The organism is Stenotrophomonas maltophilia, assembly GCF_047497515.2.
Classification (GTDB): domain Bacteria; phylum Pseudomonadota; class Gammaproteobacteria; order Xanthomonadales; family Xanthomonadaceae; genus Stenotrophomonas.
This window is the reverse complement of record NZ_JAXAXL020000001.1, coordinates 432272-453761: the sequence shown is the minus strand read 5'-3', so window position 1 is coordinate 453761 and position 21490 is coordinate 432272. Positions and strand designations below refer to the sequence as shown.

24 protein-coding genes are annotated in these 21490 nt (G+C 52.6%); 11 read left to right on the top strand and 13 right to left on the bottom strand.

Annotated elements, in window-relative coordinates; all coding sequences use genetic code 11:
• Window positions 1-32: 32 nt before the first annotated feature.
• Window positions 33-266, bottom strand: coding sequence for a hypothetical protein (locus ACMZPQ_RS02305; protein WP_197649812.1), 234 nt, complete (start codon window positions 264-266; stop codon window positions 33-35).
• Window positions 267-610: 344 nt separating this feature from the next.
• On the opposite strand from ACMZPQ_RS02305, the gene ACMZPQ_RS02300 reads away from it, so the two are divergent.
• Window positions 611-1846 (top strand): HEPN domain-containing protein, encoded by a 1236-nt coding sequence (locus tag ACMZPQ_RS02300; RefSeq protein WP_197649811.1) that lies wholly within the window; start codon window positions 611-613, stop codon window positions 1844-1846.
• 51 nt (window positions 1847-1897) lie between these two features.
• On the opposite strand, the gene ACMZPQ_RS02295 is transcribed toward ACMZPQ_RS02300, so the two are convergent.
• The 5 genes from ACMZPQ_RS02295 to ACMZPQ_RS02275 all read right to left on the bottom strand — a co-directional run bounded on the left by ACMZPQ_RS02295 (window position 1898) and on the right by ACMZPQ_RS02275 (window position 5759).
• Window positions 1898-2794, bottom strand: a complete 897-nt coding sequence (locus ACMZPQ_RS02295; protein WP_197649810.1) for an ankyrin repeat domain-containing protein — start codon at window positions 2792-2794, stop codon at window positions 1898-1900.
• Between the two features lie 192 nt (window positions 2795-2986).
• Window positions 2987-3988 (bottom strand): hypothetical protein, encoded by a 1002-nt coding sequence (locus ACMZPQ_RS02290; RefSeq protein ID WP_197649807.1) that lies wholly within the window; start codon window positions 3986-3988, stop codon window positions 2987-2989.
• 116 nt (window positions 3989-4104) lie between these two features.
• Entirely contained in the window at window positions 4105-4617 is a 513-nt protein-coding gene (locus ACMZPQ_RS02285; protein WP_197649806.1) for a hypothetical protein, read from the bottom strand.
• 384 nt (window positions 4618-5001) lie between these two features.
• Entirely contained in the window at window positions 5002-5592 is a 591-nt protein-coding gene (locus tag ACMZPQ_RS02280; protein ID WP_197649805.1) for a nucleotide-binding protein, read from the bottom strand.
• Window positions 5589-5759 carry a hypothetical protein gene (locus ACMZPQ_RS02275; protein ID WP_197649804.1) on the bottom strand — a complete coding sequence of 57 codons (171 nt, stop codon included), beginning with the start codon at window positions 5757-5759 and terminating at the stop codon, window positions 5589-5591. The genes ACMZPQ_RS02280 and ACMZPQ_RS02275 overlap by 4 nt, the downstream gene beginning before the upstream one ends.
• Window positions 5760-5909: 150 nt before the next feature.
• On the opposite strand from ACMZPQ_RS02275, the gene ACMZPQ_RS02270 reads away from it, so the two are divergent.
• On the top strand, window positions 5910-6056 hold the full coding sequence (locus ACMZPQ_RS02270; protein ID WP_161771324.1) for a hypothetical protein: 147 nt from the start codon (window positions 5910-5912) through the stop codon (window positions 6054-6056).
• 476 nt (window positions 6057-6532) lie between these two features.
• Here the strand turns inward: ACMZPQ_RS02270 and ACMZPQ_RS02265 are convergent, their stop codons facing one another.
• Window positions 6533-7453, bottom strand: a complete 921-nt coding sequence (locus tag ACMZPQ_RS02265) for a hypothetical protein (RefSeq protein ID WP_414486262.1) — start codon at window positions 7451-7453, stop codon at window positions 6533-6535.
• 491 nt (window positions 7454-7944) lie between these two features.
• On the opposite strand from ACMZPQ_RS02265, the gene ACMZPQ_RS02260 reads away from it, so the two are divergent.
• Window positions 7945-8409: a hypothetical protein gene (locus tag ACMZPQ_RS02260; protein WP_197649802.1), complete on the top strand. Its 465-nt coding sequence runs from the start codon at window positions 7945-7947 to the stop codon at window positions 8407-8409.
• Window positions 8410-8442: 33 nt separating this feature from the next.
• Window positions 8443-8682 (top strand): hypothetical protein, encoded by a 240-nt coding sequence (locus ACMZPQ_RS02255; RefSeq protein ID WP_197649801.1) that lies wholly within the window; start codon window positions 8443-8445, stop codon window positions 8680-8682.
• Between the two features lie 55 nt (window positions 8683-8737).
• Here ACMZPQ_RS02255 and ACMZPQ_RS02250 read toward each other — a convergent pair whose 3' ends face one another.
• A complete protein-coding gene (locus ACMZPQ_RS02250; RefSeq protein ID WP_197649800.1) occupies window positions 8738-8923 on the bottom strand; it encodes a hypothetical protein in 186 nt (61 codons plus the stop codon).
• A gap of 220 nt (window positions 8924-9143) precedes the next feature.
• Between ACMZPQ_RS02250 and ACMZPQ_RS02245 the strand changes: the two genes are divergently transcribed.
• The 3 genes from ACMZPQ_RS02245 to ACMZPQ_RS02235 are packed head-to-tail and all read left to right on the top strand — an operon-like array spanning window position 9144 to window position 10944.
• Window positions 9144-9362 (top strand): hypothetical protein, encoded by a 219-nt coding sequence (locus ACMZPQ_RS02245; protein ID WP_197649799.1) that lies wholly within the window; start codon window positions 9144-9146, stop codon window positions 9360-9362.
• A complete protein-coding gene (locus tag ACMZPQ_RS02240; protein WP_197649798.1) occupies window positions 9359-10399 on the top strand; it encodes an ArdC family protein in 1041 nt (346 codons plus the stop codon). Before ACMZPQ_RS02245 ends, ACMZPQ_RS02240 begins: the two co-directional genes overlap by 4 nt.
• Window positions 10396-10944, top strand: coding sequence for an ankyrin repeat domain-containing protein (locus ACMZPQ_RS02235; protein ID WP_197649797.1), 549 nt, complete (start codon window positions 10396-10398; stop codon window positions 10942-10944). Before ACMZPQ_RS02240 ends, ACMZPQ_RS02235 begins: the two co-directional genes overlap by 4 nt.
• Window positions 10945-10963: 19 nt before the next feature.
• Here ACMZPQ_RS02235 and ACMZPQ_RS02230 read toward each other — a convergent pair whose 3' ends face one another.
• From ACMZPQ_RS02230 to ACMZPQ_RS02210, 5 genes are all read right to left on the bottom strand, one after another.
• Complete coding sequence (locus tag ACMZPQ_RS02230; RefSeq protein ID WP_197649796.1) at window positions 10964-12301, bottom strand: RES family NAD+ phosphorylase; 1338 nt, start codon at window positions 12299-12301, stop codon at window positions 10964-10966.
• Window positions 12298-14145, bottom strand: coding sequence for a GmrSD restriction endonuclease domain-containing protein (locus tag ACMZPQ_RS02225; protein ID WP_495495819.1), 1848 nt, complete (start codon window positions 14143-14145; stop codon window positions 12298-12300). Before ACMZPQ_RS02225 ends, ACMZPQ_RS02230 begins: the two co-directional genes overlap by 4 nt.
• A 156-nt stretch (window positions 14146-14301) precedes the next feature.
• Window positions 14302-16896, bottom strand: coding sequence for an AAA family ATPase (locus tag ACMZPQ_RS02220; RefSeq protein ID WP_197649794.1), 2595 nt, complete (start codon window positions 16894-16896; stop codon window positions 14302-14304).
• Window positions 16897-17054: 158 nt separating this feature from the next.
• Window positions 17055-17633, bottom strand: a complete 579-nt coding sequence (locus tag ACMZPQ_RS02215) for a hypothetical protein (RefSeq protein WP_197649793.1) — start codon at window positions 17631-17633, stop codon at window positions 17055-17057.
• 32 nt (window positions 17634-17665) lie between these two features.
• Window positions 17666-17890 (bottom strand): hypothetical protein, encoded by a 225-nt coding sequence (locus tag ACMZPQ_RS02210; protein WP_164084982.1) that lies wholly within the window; start codon window positions 17888-17890, stop codon window positions 17666-17668.
• 137 nt (window positions 17891-18027) lie between these two features.
• Between ACMZPQ_RS02210 and ACMZPQ_RS02205 the strand changes: the two genes are divergently transcribed.
• The 4 genes from ACMZPQ_RS02205 to ACMZPQ_RS02190 are packed head-to-tail and all read left to right on the top strand — an operon-like array spanning window position 18028 to window position 21463.
• Window positions 18028-18483, top strand: coding sequence for a LexA family protein (locus ACMZPQ_RS02205; RefSeq protein WP_197649792.1), 456 nt, complete (start codon window positions 18028-18030; stop codon window positions 18481-18483).
• The gene (locus ACMZPQ_RS02200) at window positions 18483-19367 is read left to right on the top strand and encodes a hypothetical protein (protein ID WP_414486228.1); all 885 of its coding nucleotides are present in this window, start codon (window positions 18483-18485) and stop codon (window positions 19365-19367) included. Before ACMZPQ_RS02205 ends, ACMZPQ_RS02200 begins: the two co-directional genes overlap by 1 nt.
• Window positions 19368-19369: 2 nt before the next feature.
• Window positions 19370-20632, top strand: a complete 1263-nt coding sequence (locus tag ACMZPQ_RS02195; protein WP_164084979.1) for a Y-family DNA polymerase — start codon at window positions 19370-19372, stop codon at window positions 20630-20632.
• Window positions 20633-20683: 51 nt separating this feature from the next.
• Complete coding sequence (locus ACMZPQ_RS02190) at window positions 20684-21463, top strand: NYN domain-containing protein (RefSeq protein ID WP_062167874.1); 780 nt, start codon at window positions 20684-20686, stop codon at window positions 21461-21463.
• Window positions 21464-21490: the final 27 nt, after the last annotated feature.

Sequence of the window (21490 nt, the reverse complement as noted above, 5' to 3'; positions counted from 1 at the left end):
AGCAATTAAAAAACCGCCTTTCGGCGGTCTTTTTATACATAGCAGTTGAGCTCTCGCTCTGGCTTTTGACCCAATGGCATAAACAGCCCTTTTTCTGTGTAGATCCAAAGCTCTTCGTCTACGACATTTGTAGACGCTGCCTCATCCCAGACAAGCAATTTCTCCTTGATGCTTGCTCCAGTTGAAAGAAAGACTCCCTCTTTGATCGAAATAACTCCGGCCTCACGAGTCTTGCAGATGAGTCTTTGAATTGCGTTGATTTTCATGTGATCTCCTTAATTTGAGTGGATGACTCAAGCAAAAGGCAGATCAAGCTTTTGTCAAGCCTTTAAGGTCGAATTAGCGCCCTTAACTGGGCGGGCTGGGGCTCGCTCAAATCACAGCCAGCTCCTGAGAACGTGGGTGCAGGAAGACCAAGGGCTCTTGCCACCCCATATAAATCATATAGCTCGCAACGCCAGCTCATTGTGCAATCTGTCGTCTTGATATGCACCTGAGTGACGTAATGGCAATGCAACTTATGACGTGGCAAGATACACGCAAATTTCGACTCCAATGTGCATAAAACCCTTAACACTGGATCTCCAAACCGAGCAAAAGGACGTTACAAATGGCTCAAAAAAATAAAAACGAAAACACCGTGGACACTAAAATGCTCTTAGATTCCGCCATGGACTTAATCCATGAGTGCAGCCCGCATGAAGCAGTCCACTCAAAGAAATTTACCATTGATACAAAAAACAATAAAGCGTATTGCGTCAACGATGTCATTTCATTTTACATTTCACTGGACTCAATCTACAGCGGACACAAAAAAATCAGCTCACGATTCAGTCGAGCAACGGCTTTAAAAATCATTGAAAAGGCAATCTTTGATAAAAAAGTCGCGGGAGAGTATTTCTCGGACACCGGCACCGTGGAGCTCCTCAAGGTTTTTACAGATGCTCAGCCAGACGACGTAAAGGTAATTGCCCCGATATCAGGAATAAGGATTGATTCAGAAGGACCACTTGTCATCGGTCCGTTCGAAATTGGACATTCACAATCGCTGAAGTTCCCCATATCAAATGATAATGAATATTACATAAGCTCAGCCATTAAAGACAGCTATGACAATGAAAAATCCATAGCAGTCGCGCATGACGAATTTGAAGAATTTATCAACTTAATTTTCCTCATCGCCGGCAAAAAAGACAATTCAGTATTCATCAAAACTGACCTGCCCTCATACAGAAGCATGTCGCATCAGCAGATGTATGTTGATACAACCTCCTATCAAGTTCATAAGGGAAAAGTAGATTTTCCATGCGCCTCAATTAAAAATAAGATTGTTGAAAAGTTGCCTGTAGACAATGAATTCTTCGCAGCGAATGATAAATTCAATGCCCTATGGGATCTATATAAAAAAAGAAAAAATAAAGAGCGCATTTCCGACTTTGAGTCAAGGATATTGAACTGCTCAATCTCGCTTGGCGAAGCACTTAAAAGTCAAACAGAAAAAAACTCAGTTATCCACACCTGCATTGCCCTAGAGATCTTACTGTCCTACGACGAAGGAAGCCTCTTCCAAAAGAGCATCGGGGATCGACTGGCCGAAACATTCGTTTTCATCGTTGCAAAAGACAAAGAATCAAGAATTCAGATGGGCGCCTTACTAAAACAAGTGTATCGGATGAGGTCCGCTCTTGTTCATGGGGGGAATAAGGAGATTGATCAAAGCTATGTCACAATAATTCAATACTCGAGAGCCGCGATCGCTGAGCTGCTAACGTCCGATAAGTATAAGGACGTTAAGAAAATTGGCGATCTGTACGATATGGTGAAAGCCGCCCAGAACTCCTACTAGCCATATCTTTTGGCCCACTCATTGTTTCTTCCATAATTATGGGAAGACCCGTTAGAGCCGCCGCGCCATGGCGCGCTGGATTTCTTGGCTGCCCCGCCCCTCCGTCATCGCCTGGTCAGTGCACTCATGGAAGCTTGGTGGCATTTTAATTGTGGATGCATTAAGTTCTTCCCTCGAATGCGATGCATCTATCTTTGCCACCGCCTCTCTTATCAATTCTTGCGCGTTCTTATTATCACTTAATGTGTCAACAGCGAGTTGGGTATCAGATAAAGGAATTAACAATTCGACAATCGCCCCATGCCCATTTTTAGCAGCGAAGGCTAGAGCGCTCGACTCCATTACATCAGATACGGAAATGAGCACTTCAACTACTTCCTCATGTCCATTACAAGAAGCCCAGCCCAATGCAGCTGAATTCAGCGCCTTAGGTTCTGAAACTGGAATTAGCATCCCGACAATACTTTTGTGTCCGATCATTGCGGCCGCACGCAGTGCATATGAGCACATGTCTTTTGCATTAGAAAAAGGAATCAGCATTTCGACTACTTCGGCGTGTCCATTAGAAGCCGCACCCCCCAATGCATCTGAATTATCTGCTTTTGGATCTGAAACTGGAATCAGCATCTCAACGATTTCTTTGTGTCCATTTGCCGCAGCGAATCTCAGAGCACTGGAGTCGTGGGACATTGGATCAGAAACGGGGATCAGCATCTCAACGATTTCCGTAAAACCGAGCGATGCTGCACATCGCAACGTTATCGAAGCATTTGCCTTCGGCTTATAAAAAGGAAGTAGCACTTTGACTACTTCCGTGTGACCGTTTTCCACAGCCCATTGCAGAGCAGACGGTCTTTTAACACCCGGATATGGCGCTGGAATAAGTTTCTTGACAGCGTTAATGTCCCCCCGACGTGCGGCCTGGATTAGTTTTTCTGTTTGAGTCATGGCAATCTCCCTTTTGTCCAATAAAAGGCAGATCGAGCATTTGTCAAGCTTTCAGGATCTAATCAGTGCCTCTAAATCAGAGGGTTGGTGCTTACCCGACCGCCAGCACCTGGGAGCGCAGCGCAAGGCGACGGATGGCAGACATAAAAAAGCCCCGGCGAAGGGGCTCTATCTTGAACTTGGGTAGGTGCGTCAGAGCCTTCGTGCTTGGGCTCTCTGAGTTGCCGCCGTGCCCTGGCTCTCAGACTTAGCTTGATTAACGCATTCTCGGAAATCCGGTGGCATTTGAAGTGTTGTTGAATCGAGCTCTTCCCTCGCTTGCTTTGCCAACACACCCTGCATAAGTCCCTCAGCTTTTTCAAATTGCTCTGCTGTCATGTATAACTTGAAAAAGCTGCAATCCAAGTTGGGCCGCATATTCTCTTCGACAAGATCCCATTGATTTGTCAAAAATCCATAAAGCACTTTTAATCTATCATCGGAGCCAGCCACCTCCTCAACCCAGGCCATAACATCTTCCTGGTCGTCATCAGCATTGCATTCAGAAAACTCGAAAATTACATCACCCTTTTCCTCTACATTTGCGTAGGAAAGCAACCATCCTGCCAAGTAGCCCTCGTCGAATTCAAACGCATGACGTATTCCCGTCGAATCAACATTTGGAGCCCAATCTTTTTTTTCAAACGCTTCGATAATTGAATCCACATCTGCGCGAACCTCCTCACTGTTATAATTCAGATGCATGCCCAACAATTCATCTAGAAACACTTTTGATCGCGCATCGTAGAATTCCTGAGTAAAGCTACAATTTTTATTAAAGATTTCCTCAACATCTATCTCGGCCTCAAGAATTGGGTGTGCTTTACATAATATTTCAATTCTTTCGTAATCACCATCGGATGAAAAATCTTTCATCAACCGCTCCAAGTATGAATCCGCCCAATCCCGCTCTTTCAACAGATACGCAAATGTATCGGAATGCATCCCATAGACTGCCGCATCCATAGCGCCTAACAGTTCGTCATCTGTGATCTCATAATTTTCGTGCAAATAGACAAACTTGCTGTGATCTAACGAGGCGCTTAAATTGTAGAGCTTTCCAAATTCATCTCCTTTCAACTTTAATTCATCGATGATTTCGATAAAATCGTTTAGCTCGTAACCTTCAATTAATTCTTTTTCATCAAATCCCATAACCTTCTCCTGGTGAGTGTGTTTTTTCAGTAAAAGGCCGAACGACTTTTTGTCAATACCCAGGAATATAAAAACTTCAACCAATTGCGGCTATCCCGTAAAGGAAACGACGGTCCTCACAACCGCCGCACCTCAACTCGCGCATTTGGAACTGGTGTCGCCAGCTCTATGAAATAGGCTTCCAGGCGCTTAGATGCCGCAAACCAAGCCCTCTCCTGGCAATAGCTCACAGCTTCCCCAGGACAGCAGTGCAGATAGAGAAGCCCCAAGAGGCCCTGATGCTGCTCCTCCGCAGCGATAGCCATGGCTTTGCTGTATTCGCTGGGGCTACCTAGCCCAACGCTCCCTGCCCTCGCCCACTCGATCATCCGCAGGATCAGATCAGGGTCTGTGCCTTGGCGCAGGTGACACCAATGCTCGATGGCCAGCGGGTCAGAGAGTGGATAGAGAACTAGGGCGGCTTGGAGTCGAGCGTTCATTGCTGCGACCGCCAGAGCTTTCGAGTCCTGGACCTTTGGGTCCACCTGGTCCAGCAGCTCACGCAACGTGACCAGGTCACCTGTTCTGGCAGCTTCGATGAACTGGTCTTCCGTTGAGCTACTCAGATGCGTCACCCGCTGATCGAGCACGAGTGACCTTCAAGACCTTCCGCTCGCTCCTCAGCACTTGCGCCCCGTATTCCGCAAGGGCTATCAGCCCGGTGGTCCAAGGCTCGCTAGGGTCTTCCAGGAGCTCCTGGATCGTCGCTTTGAGGCGCGGCGGCACGGTAATCATTGAACGATTTGTGCGAACGCCCTCAGGAGTGCGGTAGTCGCGGAGCCGGGCCGTGCGATGGAGCTGCAACTGGGGTTCTGCTCTTTTCCGACTGTGGACAGCCAGGTCAAAGTAGGACTGCCGGCACTCGTGATCCCCTGGCTCCGGTGCAGACCTGAGCTTGACGTTGACCCGCTTCTTGCTGCGATGTCGGGGCTTGTGGATGACATCCAGGGCAGTGTCGAGGTCTGGAACCTTCCTCATAGATCCGCCCAGGCTCGGCTGTCAAAGCCTCTCACTGCACGCGCAATCGCTTTGATGTCCTGCTGAGCGTGGCTGGCTCTCACCCCAACACGATCAAAGACCGTCTCCCCGTAACCATATGAGGAAGCAAAGATGGCGCGATCCCTCACGATCAGTGCCCCAGCAGGAAGCTGTGCGAAGCGCTGGCGATGCTCTGATCGGTCCGGATTGAAACGGTTGGCCACAATGATGTGAGGCAAGCTTTTCTTGCGCACGAGCTCCATTGTTTTCAAGAACACGACAAAGCTCACTGCATCGAGCAAGGTAGGGATGATGTAGACGTCAGCGTCGGGCAGGAGACCATTCTCAGGAAGCTTTGGGGCGGTGTCGAAGATATGGAAGTCGTGCTGTGCCCGTGACTTCACGACACCCACGGTGAAGGGCGTCTCCCCGGCCAGCCTTGCCCAGGCCAACGATGAGCCCTGGGCATCTAGGTCGGCGACATAGACGCTGGAACATGGGTAAGTGCACTGTAAACAGTGAGCGAGATTGAGAGTGAGAGTCGTGCGCCCTACTCCTCCCTTTCCATCGAGCATGTAGATCTTCATGAGAGCACCGCTTGGACTTGTGATGCGCGCTGACGGTTCCAATGACACATCATTCGTCTATCTCGATCTTTAGCTCGGTTCTTTAAACGCGATGCTCGCTCTTCTTTTTGGTTTAAATGAATCTGATAAAACTTGGTTGTTGTATCGATGTCATATTTAATTTTCATGATGATCTCCAGTTGGGGTTATCCCTAACTTGAATAAAAGGCAGCTCCAACTTTTGTCAACAGTTTTGACTCCAAATACTTGACAAAATTGCGATCAGCCTTTCAATAAATGAAAGGCACTCAAAGCCTCATCATCAAAAGGAGATCATCATGTTCAAATATCTTTTCAACCACGAAAGCCTTTTCATTTCACTAGGCTCGATGGCAACGCTTGCGGCCTTTGCCTTGCTTGGATGCTACGCAGCGCTGTCCGGAATTGGCCGCTTGATCAGTAGTGCCCTGGGAACGGGCGCATGAGACGGCTGATTACATGGCTAGTTCTTATCGCTTGCTTGATGATCGGACTTGACTACTTCTCAGCTAAGGCTATTGGAGGCATTCGAACGATTGAGTCGTCTCTTGCGAGAATTGGATCCAGATAAAGTAAAGGCCACTTAGAGTGGCCTTATTCTTGCCAAATTGGAGATATGGAATTCAAAGATCTCTCTCCAGAAGGGGCCTCAAATTCAGTGCAGAAGCAACAAGCGATTGAGAGACAGAGAACCGCCGACGAACCTCTGCGTAGGGCATAGACGGATGATCCGCAATAAACCTCGCCACCGTAATACGAGTCTCCTTAATTATTTCTCTCCGCATGCAAGCATTAGACTTCGCCGCGATCTGATGCACACGCTGCCTGCTTATTCCAAACATGCGGGCCAGGTCTGAATGTTTCTCCTTTCCATTCTTTAGCCTTGAAACCAATTTCGCTTTCTTGTTCCTAGTCATGCGCTTCATAGTGGGTTGACCCGTTGGTTCCGGGCCTGATCAATAAGATTGCGCTTTCTACCCTGCGCGATCTTCATATCAGCGGATTTGGGAATTAGCACTACCTTTGTCGCGCCCTTCTCAGCTGTCAGCTTGTCGTCGCCGTTAATGGCCCAGGACTTGACCAAAGGATCGTTACCTGTGCTGACAATGGCCATAGACTTCTTAAGCTCGTAACGAAACTTCTTGAGCTCTTTTTCAGAACCACTTAGCACCCGCAACTCATCAACCGAGACAGGATAGATCACTCTGTGAGATGACAAGTAGTCGTGCAGCCAAAGCGCCAATTGATTTTTTCCGAGTGCGACCTTTCTTTCCAAGTCATTGCAGATGACTTCATTGCCAAGCAGATCCATGACCTTCGGGTTGATTTCGATCTCGAAATGGCCTGTCTTCTCGTGACGCAGTGCTCCAACCAGCATCGTTCCAAAATATCGGTGTGTGTCCGTCTGATACCTGACGGTCGCTCCGACAAGATCTTCAAGCCGCTGGAGAATAAGATCTCTGTTCGTGCCACTTCTTGAAGACATGCCAAGCATATCGATGAGACGATCTCCACTGACTCTCACGACGCATGAGCCCTGCTCTCGCGTTAGCAGCAGAATTGATTGCCACACAATCGCGTGCAGCTGATTCAGTCGCGGCCCTTTGTAAGCAATCTTAGTTCCCAAAACGTGATGTGCGGCTATGCTGCCGGACTCAATCCGCTCACCATTAAACCGTGCCGTCCCGAAAAGTGCAGACCTGACAAGTCCCATTGGAACCGGTGCAAGCGCAAGCTGTTTTTTATCTTTCATTTTCATCCCCTTATCTGCTCCAACCACAAATAAGGCGAATATGATTTTTGTCAATAACGAAAGGCTTAAAGAGTGGAGACAGCGCTTCATTGACACTGCGCACTTACGCGGACCTGATGCGCACTTGTGCGGACCAAATGCGCACTTACTCGGACCAAATGCGCACTTGTGCGGACCAAATGCGCAGTTACGCGGACCCAATGCCTCCGAAAGCCTTGGCACATAAGGCTTGCGCTCGCTTAAGGCTTTAAGGTTTAAAGGTTAAAGGGCGCTGCGCGCTTTTTTCGCTATCGCTCAGGGAAAAATCAAAAGCCAAAAGCAAAGCAGTAATTTCTTGTCACCCCTTCCGCCTTTGCCCCCTGGGAGGGGGCGGCGGGTAAGCTGGGGCTATCGCTTCACCTGGCAGCTGCGCTGCGGCTTCGCCCCAATGGGAGTTGAGGGGCCGCTTGGCTCGGCCTGATGATGGGCGATAGCCCGTTCCACAGCCAGCCCCCTGGGGGGCATTGGCGCAGGGGGGTTGAAGTCGGGGGTGATCTACGTTGTGATCTGCTTGCTCGCTTTGAGCAACAAGGGGATCAAGGATGAAATCACACATCGTATTCGCAGGAATTTTGCTGCTGAGCATCGCGCACTCGTCCCATGCCCAGGATCTTGGGAACTTGGCTTTCGACAGGTTCAACAACACGGCCAAGGGCCTGTGCGGCCCAAGCATCATCGAATACACAGGGGTCAATCAAAACCGAACTGATGGCCGCGTTGGCGGATGGAACTACGATGGAGAGGTGACGATGAAGGTCACGTCCGGGCAGAAGGTCATCACCCCGCCCTTGGGTGTAGGAAGAATCACTGCCGTGTGCCTGGGAGAGTCTCGGCCGATCTTGGTGGTCATCGAAGACAAGGCACCTTCCAAGCGATTTTTCAAAGCTTACGACGCGCGGAGTCTCGCCCCAATCAGCGAGAAGGAAGGTTGCAATTTCGTGTGTATGGAAGAAGCTGGCGTCAAGATCCCACCGAAGCTTGCTTCGTTTGATCCGCCGATTGACTGACCATAACGACGCACTCACTCAAGAAGAACGCCCATGTCTTTTTCAGAACACTTGCAATTGAAGGACGGCGAGACGCTTCGCCTCGACAGCTCGCGCGAGACAGGTTTTATGGGGAACGTTGACGTCGACAATTATTCAATCCTGAGCGCCGATGGCGAAGTGGTCGGCAAGGTTGAATACACTGTTGACACTGCCGTCAAAGGCTTGAAGGTGACATACAAGGTCGTCCAGACCGATCTTGAAGGTAAGACTGTCCTGCAAAAATTCTGGTAGAGCATGCCGCGCCGCAGATGAAGAAAGCCCCGGACATCCGGGGCTTTTTTGTTGCTCAGTTCCAGCCGTGGCCAACTCGATCCAGGTCGTAGTCGCGACCAATTTGGTGAGCGGCTTCGAGAGCTGAAAGATCGCCGTAGCGCTGCTTGAACTCGGCTTCTGAGAAGCCGGCTTCGTCGATGCTGATGCCGAACATTCTGGTGAAGTGTTCGTTTGCTTCTTTGAAGAATTTCGTGCTCATCATGTTGCTCCAATTGAGCCAATTGCTCGCGATGAGTCGCAGGGAAGCGGCAAGAACGCATTGCACTGAAGCCGAAACGCAGTGGAGGAGCGCGGGCGCTTGCAATGCGTTTAGCGACCAATCTTTGTCGCTAGCTATTTGCGAATTGGACCAAATAAATTGTGCTAGAAACCCTTGCCAAAAGAGTCAGTTGCCTTAGCCTGGTCAAGAGGAGGCACTTATGACTGATGAAGATCTGTATTTCGAAGAAACGGCGCTCACACCTGATGATATCTATCCACCATTTAGGCGGTTCGTCGCAGAACGGCACGGGGACGGCCTGCTCTTTAGCGTAGCCACAGATCAGACAGAGGTCGAAGGCCATTTTAACGACTTCGAGATCATCGACCTGGTCGATCTGGCTCTCATGCAACACCGCAGCATTTGGATTGGCGCATGAGCAAGACAGACGACTACGCGCGCAAATTTGCTGATCTCGTGATCCGCAGCCTTGAGAGCCAAACAGCACCGTGGATGAAGCCTTGGAAGCCCGGCGAAGTCCCGGCTGGGCCCCACAACGGCGTCACTAATCGTAGCTACCGGGGCGGCAATTTCATGAACTTGCTCATGACACAGCACGAACGCGGCTATCAGTCTGCTGAGTGGTTGACGTTCAAGCAGATTGGGGAAGCCGGTGGCAAAGTGCTCAAGGGCCAGAAAGGCACGTCGATCCAGTTCTGGAAGACGACAGAGCCAAGTGCAGAGCAACTGGCTGAGGATCCAGCGGCAAAGAAGCGCATGCAGGTCTTCTACTTCACAGTCTTCAACCGCGATCAATGCGATGGCTTGCCTGAGCCGAAAGCTCAGCTCCAAGTTCCGGAGCAATGGCGACATGAGAAGTGCGAGCAACTGATGAGCGATTCGGGAGTTCCGTTCAACTTCAATGGCGGTGATAGGGCTTACTACCGTCCTGACATCGACCAGATCTTCATGCCTTCGAAAACTGCGTTTGAAAGCCAGGACGGCTTCTATACAACAGCCCTTCACGAGCTAGGCCACAGCACCGGCCATAAAAATCGGTTGGGGCGTGATCTATCGGGAAAGTTTGGCAGTGAGAGCTACGCTATTGAAGAGCTTCGAGCTGAATTCTTCTCTTTTATGTGCGGCGAACGCTTGGGGATCGGGCACGATCCAGGGCAGCACACGGCCTATATCAAATCATGGATCAAAGTGCTCAAGAACGATCCCAAGGAAATTCTGCGAGCGTGTGCGGATGCAGAGAAGATCTGCAATTTCTTGAAGATCGAGCGATATCAAGAGCTTGAGCAAAACAATGTCCAGGCGCAAGAGCTAACGGGTCAAGAGCGCCGTCAAGGACGGCCGGTGCGTAAGGCAAGGGCGAAAGCTTTCGATCCTCTTGCACCTAAGTCGCTCGACGAACAGATCAACGACATGAAGTCCCGGCGCAGAGCTAAAGAACTGGCGATAACGCTATGACCGAACGGCTGCCACAAATCCATAATTCAGACCGCGAGGAGAGCCGGCAGTGCTACACACAGCCCGGGCATGAACCCCGCCCCAAGCTCTTCGATTTTAGCAACCTCAGCCCTGAATCCCAGGCAATCTATGATGCAAGCCGCGCCGGATCGCGGTTCGATCACCTCATTGATCATGCCTTGCTTCTCGCTCGCATCCGGGGTGACAAAGAACAGCTTGTCTATGCTTCTGAGCCGGATGACACACTCACCGGCACCACCCTACTGGACGCTGTCGAGAACGGGCGCTGGAACGAAGCCAGAGGCCTTATCCGCTCACATGTAGACATCAACGCGACTAACGCGTTTGGACAGACAGCCTTGCACCTGGCTGACGACTCTGGGGTAGTCGATGCCCTGCTCCGCTTTGGGGCGAAGCAAGACATCGTGGACGATTTCGGCAACACGCCGGTGCAAGCGGCTATGGCGCGCGGTGATCACGATGCGCAGCACCTGATGATGAAACACAAGTATCAGACCGGGCACTGCGTAAGCGCGAGAAGATAAGCGGGTGAATGCTCTACCACTATGCTGTTTTTACGTAGGCGACGTCGTGATCTAGCACGCCGAAGTTGACTGCCTGAACCTCGCGCACCACCAACGACGCCAGGTCAACCTCAAGAGTGACTTCACGCGCATCATGCTCGCGCCAATCCACTGCTCTAGCAGGCTCCTTCCCATTCCACTGAATACAGGGCTCAATCCTGCTCCCATCCTCGTCTTCTTCCATCAAATACGCGGTCATTCCTTCTCGATAGATTGACTCTGCTCTTGCAACTCGTGAGGACTTGTGAAACAGCACCACGTTCCTGCCTTGACTCTGGTGACCGTGGGCAGGAACTTGGGCGGACTTAAAGTAGATGCCGTCGAGGTTGAGATCTTTGTTCGTAGCAAGGTAGTCAGCAATGGCCTGAGTGACGATGTAGCCCATACCCTCATCCTCCGGCATGACAGGCATGGTCACCCGATTCGTCAAATCAGAAAGGAAGTGGCAACGTGCAATCTGCTCAAGTGCGCTGGGGTCAAATAAGCTCATGTCAGTGCCAGTGTCCACCATACTCAGCTCATCAAGATCAAGCAGACGCAGCTCGCGGGTGATCTCGAACTCACCGCTTAGCACTTTGCTTCCTACCGGCGGGCGCACCTCTGCCAATGCAATGCTAGCGGTGGTTGCACCGTAGAACACCGATACGCCGGCCACGTTCATCCGCCCCGCTCTGCCCTTCCCTTTTGGGGGCGGGCCTAACTCCAGTGCGGGATGTTCTAGGGCATGTTCGAGTGACTCGTCGCTTTGCAGGACTCTTGCACGATGCAACCTGTGAAGCGGCATCCCTGGACCTGCGAGCTGGATCACCCCTTGTCCATAGTAGGTGTGGTCATCACCTACCGTTCCGAAAACCATCTCTAAGGTTTCCAGGGCATCGGGGTTGAACATCCGAGCCTCATTCTTAAGGCTATCCGACATCCGTCGCCACTGAACACTAATCCTGTCGCCGAGCTCATGTCGCCGGATAAAAAATGGGTCAGGGTTCTCACCAGGATCACATTCATAACCGTCCAGGATGAGCTCCGATAGGTCATTGATAACAGGGTCTGTGGATTGGAGCAGTTCTTCCAGGCAGACGTTCAGAGGGTCTCCGTCGGGCTCGGCACCGTATTCCACCACCTTCTCAGCCAGGCCAGTTGGCTCGTAGAAGTTCTCAAGGACAGTGCCACACCGAGCTGCAATTTCTTCAAGAGTCTGTGTCGGTGCAACCGAACCACAGTAGCTGCACGGCAAGACTGACGCCGCGCTTTTGGCAATGAGGCCCGCTAGATATGTTTCACCGATATGCTTGGGGCAAACACGATTTTCAGCTGTCATGGCGTGCCCTCGGGCATAGGCCACATCCTGACCATCTCGGAGAACAGAACTTCACCGCGAGCACGGACTTCATCTTCGCCCCAGGACTCCATCTTGTGGAAATACTGGGTGAGGTTGAGCTTCGAATACGTCAGCAGCTCCGTCTTCTTCTCGCCCCAGGCCTTGTGCTGGAGACCACTGTTGAACTCGCCCGTGATGAGGGTCAGGTTGCCCAGGGTGTGAATGAGCATGTTGCGCCGCGCAGCGAACTTGATCCTCTCCACATCATCAGTCAATGAAGCAGGAAGCGGCCAGTGCTTCTCCCACGACTGAGGCATGACATGTTCAACCGTGAGATTTGTAGGCATGGTTAGCGCCTCGCTCTTGCCCGACCGGAAACGGTCGTCAAGCGCTTCCAGGACCGTCCTAGACTTCGTGACAGTGCGACTGGTGTAGAGCGGCTTCTCAAACACCGCCACACGCAGCTCATCGTCCGTGGGGAACTTACTGCTATCCCCGACACCACGGATCAGCTGCTCGCTCACGGACCTTGCCGTGAGTTCGCCCGACCTTTCTACTGCCTTGATGAGGTCAACAAAGAATCGGTTGTAGTTCTTCGGTGTGAGATTGACGATCCATCGACGCATCAGGAACGATTCGAGGACTACCAGGATCTTGTTGAACTCAGCTCGGTTGTCCGGCATCAACCGCGCATAGCTGTAGAGCAAGAAGGGGTAGACAGTTGCGGTGTTGATCGCACTCAAGCGACGCAGGAACAGGGCGAGCTCTGGATGATGATCGGGGCTGTAGAATTTCTGGAAGATGTCCCCAAACTTCGCGAGCTGGATGATGTGCTCTGACGGAGTCTTTGGCGTATCAATACCGACCACCGACACTTCGGCCGAGTTCTCAAAGAATCGCTTGTATTCGTTGAACAGATGCGTTGCTCGCACCTCTTCTCTGAGCATCATGCTCAGGTAGTGGTTGATGAAGAGATCGATTCGTGGCCGCTTCAACCGGCCCTGTGTCACCTCCTCACGCCAGTAATCGGAATCGATCCGACGCCAGTGCTTCTCGTGGAGCTTTTCAACGTCTCCCTCCTTAGCCCCTGGCTGCAGGATCGCCTTACGGAACAGGAGGTTCTTGATCAGGTCAGCAGGAAGAAGCGGTTCCCCTCGGTGGTTGAGCGTCTCAAAGATCAGCTGACTCTCATCCCCAGCGGTAAGGTCGATGACTACTAGGAGCAACCCTTCGGTTACGACCTTCCAGATGCACTCGATGCGGTCTTCCGGCTTGGTCTTTGCAAATTCATCGGCACGATCCACATCGACATCATCGCCATTGACCCAAGCAGCAATGTTCGCAGCGAAGAAGAGATAAGCCTCTACCAGTCGGTTTTCAGCCAGTGTCTTGTCAGCCTTGACCAGTGCCCTAACCTCATCGTCAGACGAACATGCATGGATAGCCATGAACGCAGCTCGATCCGCATTTGTGGGGAGAAGCTTGTATTTCTCTACCTCTTCATCGATATCGAGCACACCGTTCTCAACCAACGCGCCAAGTCGATGAGTCTGCTTCTCACTCCCCACCTTCCGGGAGAGGTTGCGTGCAGCCATCAAGAAGAGCTGCAACGTGGTGAAACGCTGCTGGCCATCAATCACCAAACGGGTTTGCACAGCGCCGGACTGGCTGGTTGCCAGCTCAAACACTGCTGCCCCGAGGAAGTGCGGATGGGCACCGCCTTGATAGAGATACCTATCCAAGAGAGCCTCGATGTCCTCCCAGAGCGGCACCCAGTTCGCATCTTGCTTCCATACATATGGACGCTGAAAAAGAGGAACTTGATACTGGACCGAAGGTTCCAAGAGCTTCCTAAGATTTCGCGTGGTCGCTTCCATTATTTATGCTCAACTAGTTGGCGCGTTGCACTCTGTGCATGCCGATCATTGAAAAGCGTAGAGCTAGAACGCAGCCCCGCACCCTAAAGTTGCAGGCCCTTGTTGGGCTGAGAAGATTATCGGTTACTCCTGTAACGCCCTAGCAATCTTGTCGAGCGCAGCGTAGATTTGGCGAACCGTTTGAATTTCAAATTCCTCACGATCCTCTTCGTCATGAGTGCCTTTATTGAAACGAGACCAGACAGACTGGCTGTTCGGGACGTTCAGAATTTCTTGGAATCCCGCACTGAGCTCTGTCATCGCCTGGCCCGTCAGCTGTCCTCGATGTATTCCCTCGTTCAAAGCCTTGATTAGAGCTTGGGTAAGCGCACCGAGCTCTGGCTTGAAAGTTGGCGGCGCGATGGGAAGCTTCAATTGGGCGAGTTCCCTGGATCTACCGCTGATCTTCTTCCAGGTCTTGGCGGTCACGTTTTCGAGGGCTTGGCGACAGAAGGCTAGACACTGTCTTTGGTCACCTTCGTCGAGGAACTGCCGTGCACGCAGGAGGTAGTTCCTACTCGTGCCCCCTTGGACACGCGGTTGATGGTCGCCATCATGATGACTCAGCACATACAAATTAGAGACATCGTTGCCAAGCTGATTCTGGATATCCTTGATGAACTCATTGCCGTGACAGGTGATGATGATCTGCTTGATGTTGAGCCGCTCGTCGCCAAACAGCGTCTTTCGTATGCCGGCTCGATGGTCGGAATCAATTGCGTTGACAGCATCGTCAAAGACCAGCAGCGGTAGTTCCAGCTTGATGTTCTTAGCAAGAAGAATGGCTAGACCAAGGCACCTGAGATGCCCCTCGCTGAGCACATGAAGCGCATCATGCATCCGGGCTGGATCTGCACCGAACGCAACCATAATTTTCTCTCCACCTTTGAGGGGGAGAGATAGTGAGGTGAGCTTGTCCCTTTCGTGATCATCCTCATTGAACGCGTTGTAGAGGTCTAGCGTTAGATCATTGAGGTCCGCCAAGAACTTCCTGGGCAGACCATCAAGATAGGCTCTGATGGCAGCTCTGAATGCCGCATAGCCCGTCCGAATACGCGTTTCGAACGCGTAAGACTCAGCCTCGAGACGCGCGCTTTCAATGAGATCTGAGTTCGCCAGATCGAAGCCTTCGACCAGCGTCTTATCAGCCACCAAGCCAGCTTCGTGCTGAACTATCTTGGCATCAATGACCGCCAGACGTTGAGCGATGTCACTCAGCTTGTCCCTCTCCGAGATCACCTGTTGGCGAGACTCAGCACGCGTGCTCAGTTCCAAATCACCCGCTTCCAAAGCAGCAAGCGCCTTAGAGACGTCACGCACATGGTGTGCCTTCAAGCCGTCTATGTTCCAGTCAGCGCCTTGCCCACTTACGGCCCAACGGACTACGGCGTTGTTTGCTAGAGCTTCGTATCCTGCTTGATCTTTAATTGGGGCAAGATACGCTCGGATCTGGCGCAATAGCTCGTTGCAGCCTTCTTTGAGCGTGCTTGCCTGATCTTCTAACACTGCCAATTCTTGAAGATTCCGCAGCTCATGGTCTGCACGTTCAAACGGATTGGCGACTGCATGAGCCAGGGGCGTCAAGCAGGCTGGACACGCTTCACCAGCCTCAGCTCGGAGCTCCTGGATGGATTGAAAGAGCTTCTTGAACGAGACTTGCCCAGCCAAGTCGGCTAGTTGCCTTCTTACGTTATGCAGCTGTCGCTGGGTCCTCCTTAGTGCAAGAAAGGACGGTCGAACACCACTTACTTTGAGACCAGACTGAGCGGGAATGATCTCATCTGCTGCGGTGATGAGCCCTTGGAGTCGGCTCTGGCCATCATCTGGGTCGATGAGTTCACGGACGCGGTCAATGTTGCATTCAAGCTCCGCAGCGAGTGCGCTTAGCTCGTCAACGAACGCTTTTGACGTTACATCTGCGTCTCGGAGACGCGCTTGAGCAGCGGCAAGGGCAGATGCCTTGCCTTCAAGGAGCAGTTTCTTCGGCGTTTCAAGCAACAATCCGATATCGATTTCAGTGGGAAATTGCTTGACGAAATCGCTAAATTCCTCAAGCCCAAAGAGCGATGCAATGAGCTCCCCAGCCTGGGCTGGCGTGCGTGCAGCGATCCTGGCGAAGCTCTCGATCCGGTTCTTCTCGATGATTGCAAAGCGCAGCAGACCCGGAACAGGTGCAACCGGAACGCCCTCATCGTCACCTTGAGAGAAGAGCACAGGTGCCAAGTATCGACCTTCATGGATGTTGGTGAAATAGCTCCCCAAAGCTCCTGCTCGCTTGAGTGAAGCCTCTTCGACGTCACCAGTCAGCGCATACTCGATAGCCTCACAGAGACTTGTTTTGCCACTTCCGTTAGGACCGTAGAAGAGGGTCACTCGCTTGCTTAGGTCGAAGATCTCCTCTCTTCTGAATCCACGGAACGGCCCAATTTTGAGTGACTTCAAGTCAGACCAAGTAAGGGCATCCTGATCAGCGCGAGCTCCGAGCTCAGGCAGCTGTTCAACTCGGTGCAGGCTTCCCCGGAGCAATTCTGCAACGTTTTGTGACCTACGGCCACCGGCACTTGGGGCGTCAGCGATGCGTTGGAGGTGCACGTGGATGACATGCGCTACACGACGCACCTCGATATCAGCATTCGACGCACCGAGATGCTCTAAAAAATTGAAATATTCTTCGTCCAATGAACTCACACTTCCCCCTGATGCATGGTTTCGCGGCTACTGGTCAATTGACCTGATGTGCATTCTCGTTGTCAATGCACATACGTGCCCGAACATCCAACGACCTGGATCCAGGTCGTTGGTAATGTGACAAGGGCGTTCGGCAAGCTGTGCACTGCTCATTCTTGAATCTTTGCGAGAAGCTCTTTCATCATCGACTCAGTCGCTTCGACATGATTGAACGCCATGAGCGGCGCGAGATCGAGCGAAAGCGCCTGGTTCTTGTCCGCAATTTGGAAAAGTATCCGCGTCACAGCATCGAAGTCAGCGTCGAGCTGCTCCCAACTAATCTTGGCTTCGTCAAAGAGCTCTCGATGCTGCTCGCGTTGGGTCGAATTATGAGAGAAGAGTTTGTTGCGAAAGACACGATATTTGTCGCAGATCTTCGCAGCTTCTGCTTCTAGCTCTGCCGGCACTTCTGTGCCCTCAGCTCGTATCAAGCGAGCAAGCTCCGGGATCGACGCACTTCCGGTGCTGTCTTCCAACACCGCCACCAATCCCACGAACGTAGCGAGCTGGCATGACCAAAGGATGGGCAGCGTAACGTCCTCCAAACCGCTGAGCCGGTCGGTCAGTCGCCTGGGGCTGTCTTCACCCATTGCAAGATTGAGTGCTTTGCTAATCGCGTAAGCCTGCCGTGTTTCTACGAGCCTGGAAGTGATCAGGCGATAGACCACCACAGTCTTCGATTCTTCCATGTCCATACGTGCGCCCCTCTTCCCTAGACCGCCTAGCCCGGCTCATCTTCGCAGGCTATGCCGTGCCTGGTGAGCATGGCACTGATGCGTTGAGCGACCAACACCTGGTGAGCTCCCGCGTTGTCTTCAATGACGTCTGCCAGGCCTGCGAAGGCTGCCCAGAAGTCGCCCGAGCTGGGGTGGGCCTGGATCAGCAAGGGAAGGTCGGTTTCTAGCGCGTTGAGTTGAGCTTCCAGCGTATTCAGGTTGGCAGGCATCGGGCCGGTCCTTCTTCATCAATGACTTATGGAATTTGTTAGTAATTTCACTAACACAGTTCTAAGCTAGCGCCGTAGCAGCATGCTGAGGCCTGTCAGTCTCAGCCCGTGATTCAGCTTTCTCGGACTCTCCCACTATGCACCCCATCGCCCCTCCAAGCCTCCTGGGCGCTTTCAGCCCCTTCGCACCTACCCATGCCCTACCCGTGCTCAGCATGCGCGTGAGCTGTGGCTTCCCAAGCCCTGCGGAGGACTTCTTCGGGGCTGAGGACACGCTATGTCTCAATCAGCACTGCATCAGCAATCCAGTGGCCACGTTCTTTGCCACCGCTGAGGGGGACAGCATGACTGGGCTCGGGATCGACCAGGGCGACACCCTCGTCGTTGATCGCAGCTTGGAACCCAAGCACGGGGACATTGTCCTGGTGCTGTGGGAAGGGGGATTCATGGTCAAACGGCTTGTGATGAGCCGGAATCGCCTGGCGCTCCACTCGGGACACCCGGACCATCCTCCTATCCTGGTGCCCCCAGACATTGAACTGGATGTCTGGGGTGTTGTGACTTGGTCTTTTAAAAAGCAGCTGAGGCGATGATGCGCGAGCGTATTGAGCAGTGGAAGAGCATCTTCCAAACCGACGAGAACAGCATCTGCAAGCAGCTATCCGGAATGGCTTGGGACCTTGCCGTGTTCACCTGCCTAGTGGAAGCCATCGACCAAGCTCCAGATGGCCCTCAAGGCAAGCAGCTAAACGGAGTCATGGTCAGCATGCTTGCCAACGGTTTTTGGCACAGCGCGTTCCTGGGCGTCCGTAAACTGGCTGACAAACATCCCATTGGGGGTGCACGGGGCGTCTGCTCGATTGGAGGCCTCATCGCTGATGCGAAGGCGGCTCGTCAGCTCATCACTAGACGGGTTTTTGTAGAAGAGATTGCCGGCCTCAACTATGACTACGTAGCCACTCGTGCACGGTTCGAAGAGTTCGTTCGCGCTCATCCCGCTGGCACAATCGTCTCCGGCCGGAGGTTCGATGAAGAACTATCGATCCGTAGGCATCTCGAGTTCGACACGCTGAGCGGAACGACCGAGCAAAACAGAACGGCTGATGATGTGATTCGAGAAGACTTCTTTGTTGCGCTGGAACAGCGTATGGCAAGGCTTGAAGGTGTGGTTACGCACACGCACATCGACGTGGCTCATGCGGCTACGGAAGCAAGTCGGGCAGGAAGGCAGTTGGAAAGCTGGCAGCTTACGGATGCAAAAAATGCATTCAGGGACCTTGCGCAAACGGCAGAGATCCTAGGTAGCGCCCTTTGCTATGATGGCATTGGCTCGGTCCTTCCAAGGCCCCAGTTCGATCAGTTTGAGCACATCGAGCAACCACTTTTCAGCGGCGACCCCGCAGTTCTTCACGCGAAGTGGGATGAGCTGTCGGCTGAGATCACTCGATGGCACGATGTGAGCGAGATCAGGCTGTGAGCATGATCGCTCTCCAAGACGGGAACAACTTCTACTGCTCTGTTGAAGCAAGCTTCGATCCGAGGCTTCGCGGTAAGCCTGTGTGTGTGGCAAGCAGCGGGGATGGCTGTGTCATTGCAAGAGATGCACTGAGCAAAAAACTCGGTGTGCCGATGGGTGCCCCAATCCACCAGATCCCACCAGACGTGCGCCGGCAGATCACTTTTCGCTCTGCAAATTTCGCGCTCTACGGTGACATCAGCGCCAGGATTGCGTCGATCTTAAGAGGCCTCTTTCCTGCAATCGAGCAATACAGCATCGATGAAAACTTCATTGACCTGGCAGGCATCCCCTCAAAGGATCACGAGCGTCTCGCAGCAGAAGCGCGAGCCCGAATTTTCAAGTGGACCGGCATTCCCTCATGTGTAGGCATTGGACCGACGAAGACGCTGGCGAAGCTCAGCAACAAGAGGGCCAAGTCCTCCATTTCGGGTGTCGTTACGACGATGCCTGACGACCCTGCCCTGCTCACATACCCAGTTGAGGATGTTTGGGGTGTGGGAAGGAAGCTCACTGCAAGATTGGGTGCGGATGGCATCCTGACGGCTGGCGATCTCGCTGCCACTGACGTAGACACTCTGCGTTCTCGATATGGTGTTGTGCTGGCACGCACGCAGCGGGAGTTGCAGGGCATCTCGTGTGCAGAACTCGAAGAACACGAGCCACAACGCAAGGAAATCATGGTGTCTCGGACATTCGGCAAAGACATCACGTCACAGACCGAGCTGATGCAAGCCATTGCCACTTTCGCACAGCGAGCCTGCGAAAAGCTTCGTTCAAGGCAGCTGCAAGCAGCGGGCGTATGGGTCTTCATCCAGACGAACCCTTTCAAGCAAAATTTTCCGCAATACAATCCATCAAAGTCGTTTCGATTGCTGATGCCGTCTGCTGACACCAGGGAAATTCTGATGGTTGCCCAGGGGCTGGCCAAATCCATGTTCAAACATGGCTACGGCTACAAGAAAGCAGGTGTCAGCTTGCTTGATCTGAGCCACATGGATGTCCAGCAAGGAGACCTGTTCGCCGGGGTCGATCAGCGCAGCAAGGCCATTATGGATGTCATGGACCGGACCAACCAGAAGTTCGGCCGAGGCTCTATGGGCTTTGCTTCCACGGCTTGGCGTCCAAGGGGTAAGACACTTGAGAAGCCCGCCTGGTCCGTAAAACGGGACATGCTCTCCCCCGCTTACACCACTGATTGGAAGCAGCTCATCCGCGTGAGATAGTGCCGGTGCGGCATCGGCAGGATGCCTGGACCCATACAAGGAAGAGCAGGCATGGCACAGCAACAGCAAGATGCAACCGTGGCGGTCATGATCGACTGCGACAACGTGGCCCCAGCAATCATCGACTTTGCACTTCTCATGGCGGCTCAAGCCGGGCGAGTGATCCTTCGCCGTGGGTATGGCAACAAGGCAACACTCAGTAATTCTTGGGAACAAGCGTTGGTCCGTCAGGCGTTCACCCCATGCCTTCAATACCAATACGCTTCCAAGAAGAACACTGCTGACATTGCGCTTGCTCTTGATGCTCAAGAGGCACTGTTCGACAAGCGTGCGGAGGTCTTTTGCTTAGTAACGAGCGACTCGGACTTCGCATATCTCAGCCGCAGGCTGAGGGAACGCGGCGCTACGGTCTTCATTGTGGGCGAAGCAAAGACACCAGATGCACTGCGCAATGCGTGCGACCGGTTCTTCGAATGGAGCCCTGAACAAGCCGCTGCGCAAGCACCTGATGCCGAGACCCCGGAAGCCAAACCTCGGGCCCCAGCCCAACCCAAGCCCAACGCTGCGCCCACCCCGTCTGCCAAGATCAAGCGTAGGCCACGGTTCGTCGTGGAAGCCGTCTCCCTCCTGGCCGCAGGCACGCCTGATGGAAGGGTTAGCGTGAGCGCTCTGAGCCAGTATTTGAAACGTGCCGACTCTGCCTTTTCGCCCAGTGCGTATGGGCATTCTGGGCTTGTAGACATGTTGAAGACCTATGACCTGCTCACCCCTCACTTGGAGGAAGGCGGGCATTGGACAGTGAGTCTCGCTGCTGAGCCTGACGCGGAATAGTCACGAGGTAGGAGCACGGGATCGACT

Excerpts from the sequence above, each read along its gene's own strand:
- ACMZPQ_RS02305 (WP_197649812.1), bottom strand. The coding sequence starts at position 266 with ATGAAAATCAACGCAATTCAAAGACTCATCTGCAAGACTCGTGAGGCC.
- ACMZPQ_RS02300 (WP_197649811.1), top strand. The coding sequence starts at position 611 with ATGGCTCAAAAAAATAAAAACGAAAACACCGTGGACACTAAAATGCTC.
- ACMZPQ_RS02295 (WP_197649810.1), bottom strand. The coding sequence starts at position 2,794 with ATGACTCAAACAGAAAAACTAATCCAGGCCGCACGTCGGGGGGACATT.
- ACMZPQ_RS02290 (WP_197649807.1), bottom strand. The coding sequence starts at position 3,988 with ATGGGATTTGATGAAAAAGAATTAATTGAAGGTTACGAGCTAAACGAT.
- ACMZPQ_RS02280 (WP_197649805.1), bottom strand. The coding sequence starts at position 5,592 with ATGAAGATCTACATGCTCGATGGAAAGGGAGGAGTAGGGCGCACGACT.
- ACMZPQ_RS02275 (WP_197649804.1), bottom strand. The coding sequence starts at position 5,759 with ATGAAAATTAAATATGACATCGATACAACAACCAAGTTTTATCAGATT.
- ACMZPQ_RS02270 (WP_161771324.1), top strand. The coding sequence starts at position 5,910 with ATGTTCAAATATCTTTTCAACCACGAAAGCCTTTTCATTTCACTAGGC.
- ACMZPQ_RS02265 (WP_414486262.1), bottom strand. The coding sequence starts at position 7,453 with ATGAAGCGCTGTCTCCACTCTTTAAGCCTTTCGTTATTGACAAAAATC.
- ACMZPQ_RS02260 (WP_197649802.1), top strand. The coding sequence starts at position 7,945 with ATGAAATCACACATCGTATTCGCAGGAATTTTGCTGCTGAGCATCGCG.
- ACMZPQ_RS02255 (WP_197649801.1), top strand. The coding sequence starts at position 8,443 with ATGTCTTTTTCAGAACACTTGCAATTGAAGGACGGCGAGACGCTTCGC.
- ACMZPQ_RS02250 (WP_197649800.1), bottom strand. The coding sequence starts at position 8,923 with ATGAGCACGAAATTCTTCAAAGAAGCAAACGAACACTTCACCAGAATG.
- ACMZPQ_RS02245 (WP_197649799.1), top strand. The coding sequence starts at position 9,144 with ATGACTGATGAAGATCTGTATTTCGAAGAAACGGCGCTCACACCTGAT.
- ACMZPQ_RS02240 (WP_197649798.1), top strand. The coding sequence starts at position 9,359 with ATGAGCAAGACAGACGACTACGCGCGCAAATTTGCTGATCTCGTGATC.
- ACMZPQ_RS02235 (WP_197649797.1), top strand. The coding sequence starts at position 10,396 with ATGACCGAACGGCTGCCACAAATCCATAATTCAGACCGCGAGGAGAGC.
- ACMZPQ_RS02230 (WP_197649796.1), bottom strand. The coding sequence starts at position 12,301 with ATGACAGCTGAAAATCGTGTTTGCCCCAAGCATATCGGTGAAACATAT.
- ACMZPQ_RS02215 (WP_197649793.1), bottom strand. The coding sequence starts at position 17,633 with ATGGAAGAATCGAAGACTGTGGTGGTCTATCGCCTGATCACTTCCAGG.
- ACMZPQ_RS02210 (WP_164084982.1), bottom strand. The coding sequence starts at position 17,890 with ATGCCTGCCAACCTGAATACGCTGGAAGCTCAACTCAACGCGCTAGAA.
- ACMZPQ_RS02205 (WP_197649792.1), top strand. The coding sequence starts at position 18,028 with ATGCACCCCATCGCCCCTCCAAGCCTCCTGGGCGCTTTCAGCCCCTTC.
- ACMZPQ_RS02200 (WP_414486228.1), top strand. The coding sequence starts at position 18,483 with ATGCGCGAGCGTATTGAGCAGTGGAAGAGCATCTTCCAAACCGACGAG.
- ACMZPQ_RS02195 (WP_164084979.1), top strand. The coding sequence starts at position 19,370 with ATGATCGCTCTCCAAGACGGGAACAACTTCTACTGCTCTGTTGAAGCA.
- ACMZPQ_RS02190 (WP_062167874.1), top strand. The coding sequence starts at position 20,684 with ATGGCACAGCAACAGCAAGATGCAACCGTGGCGGTCATGATCGACTGC.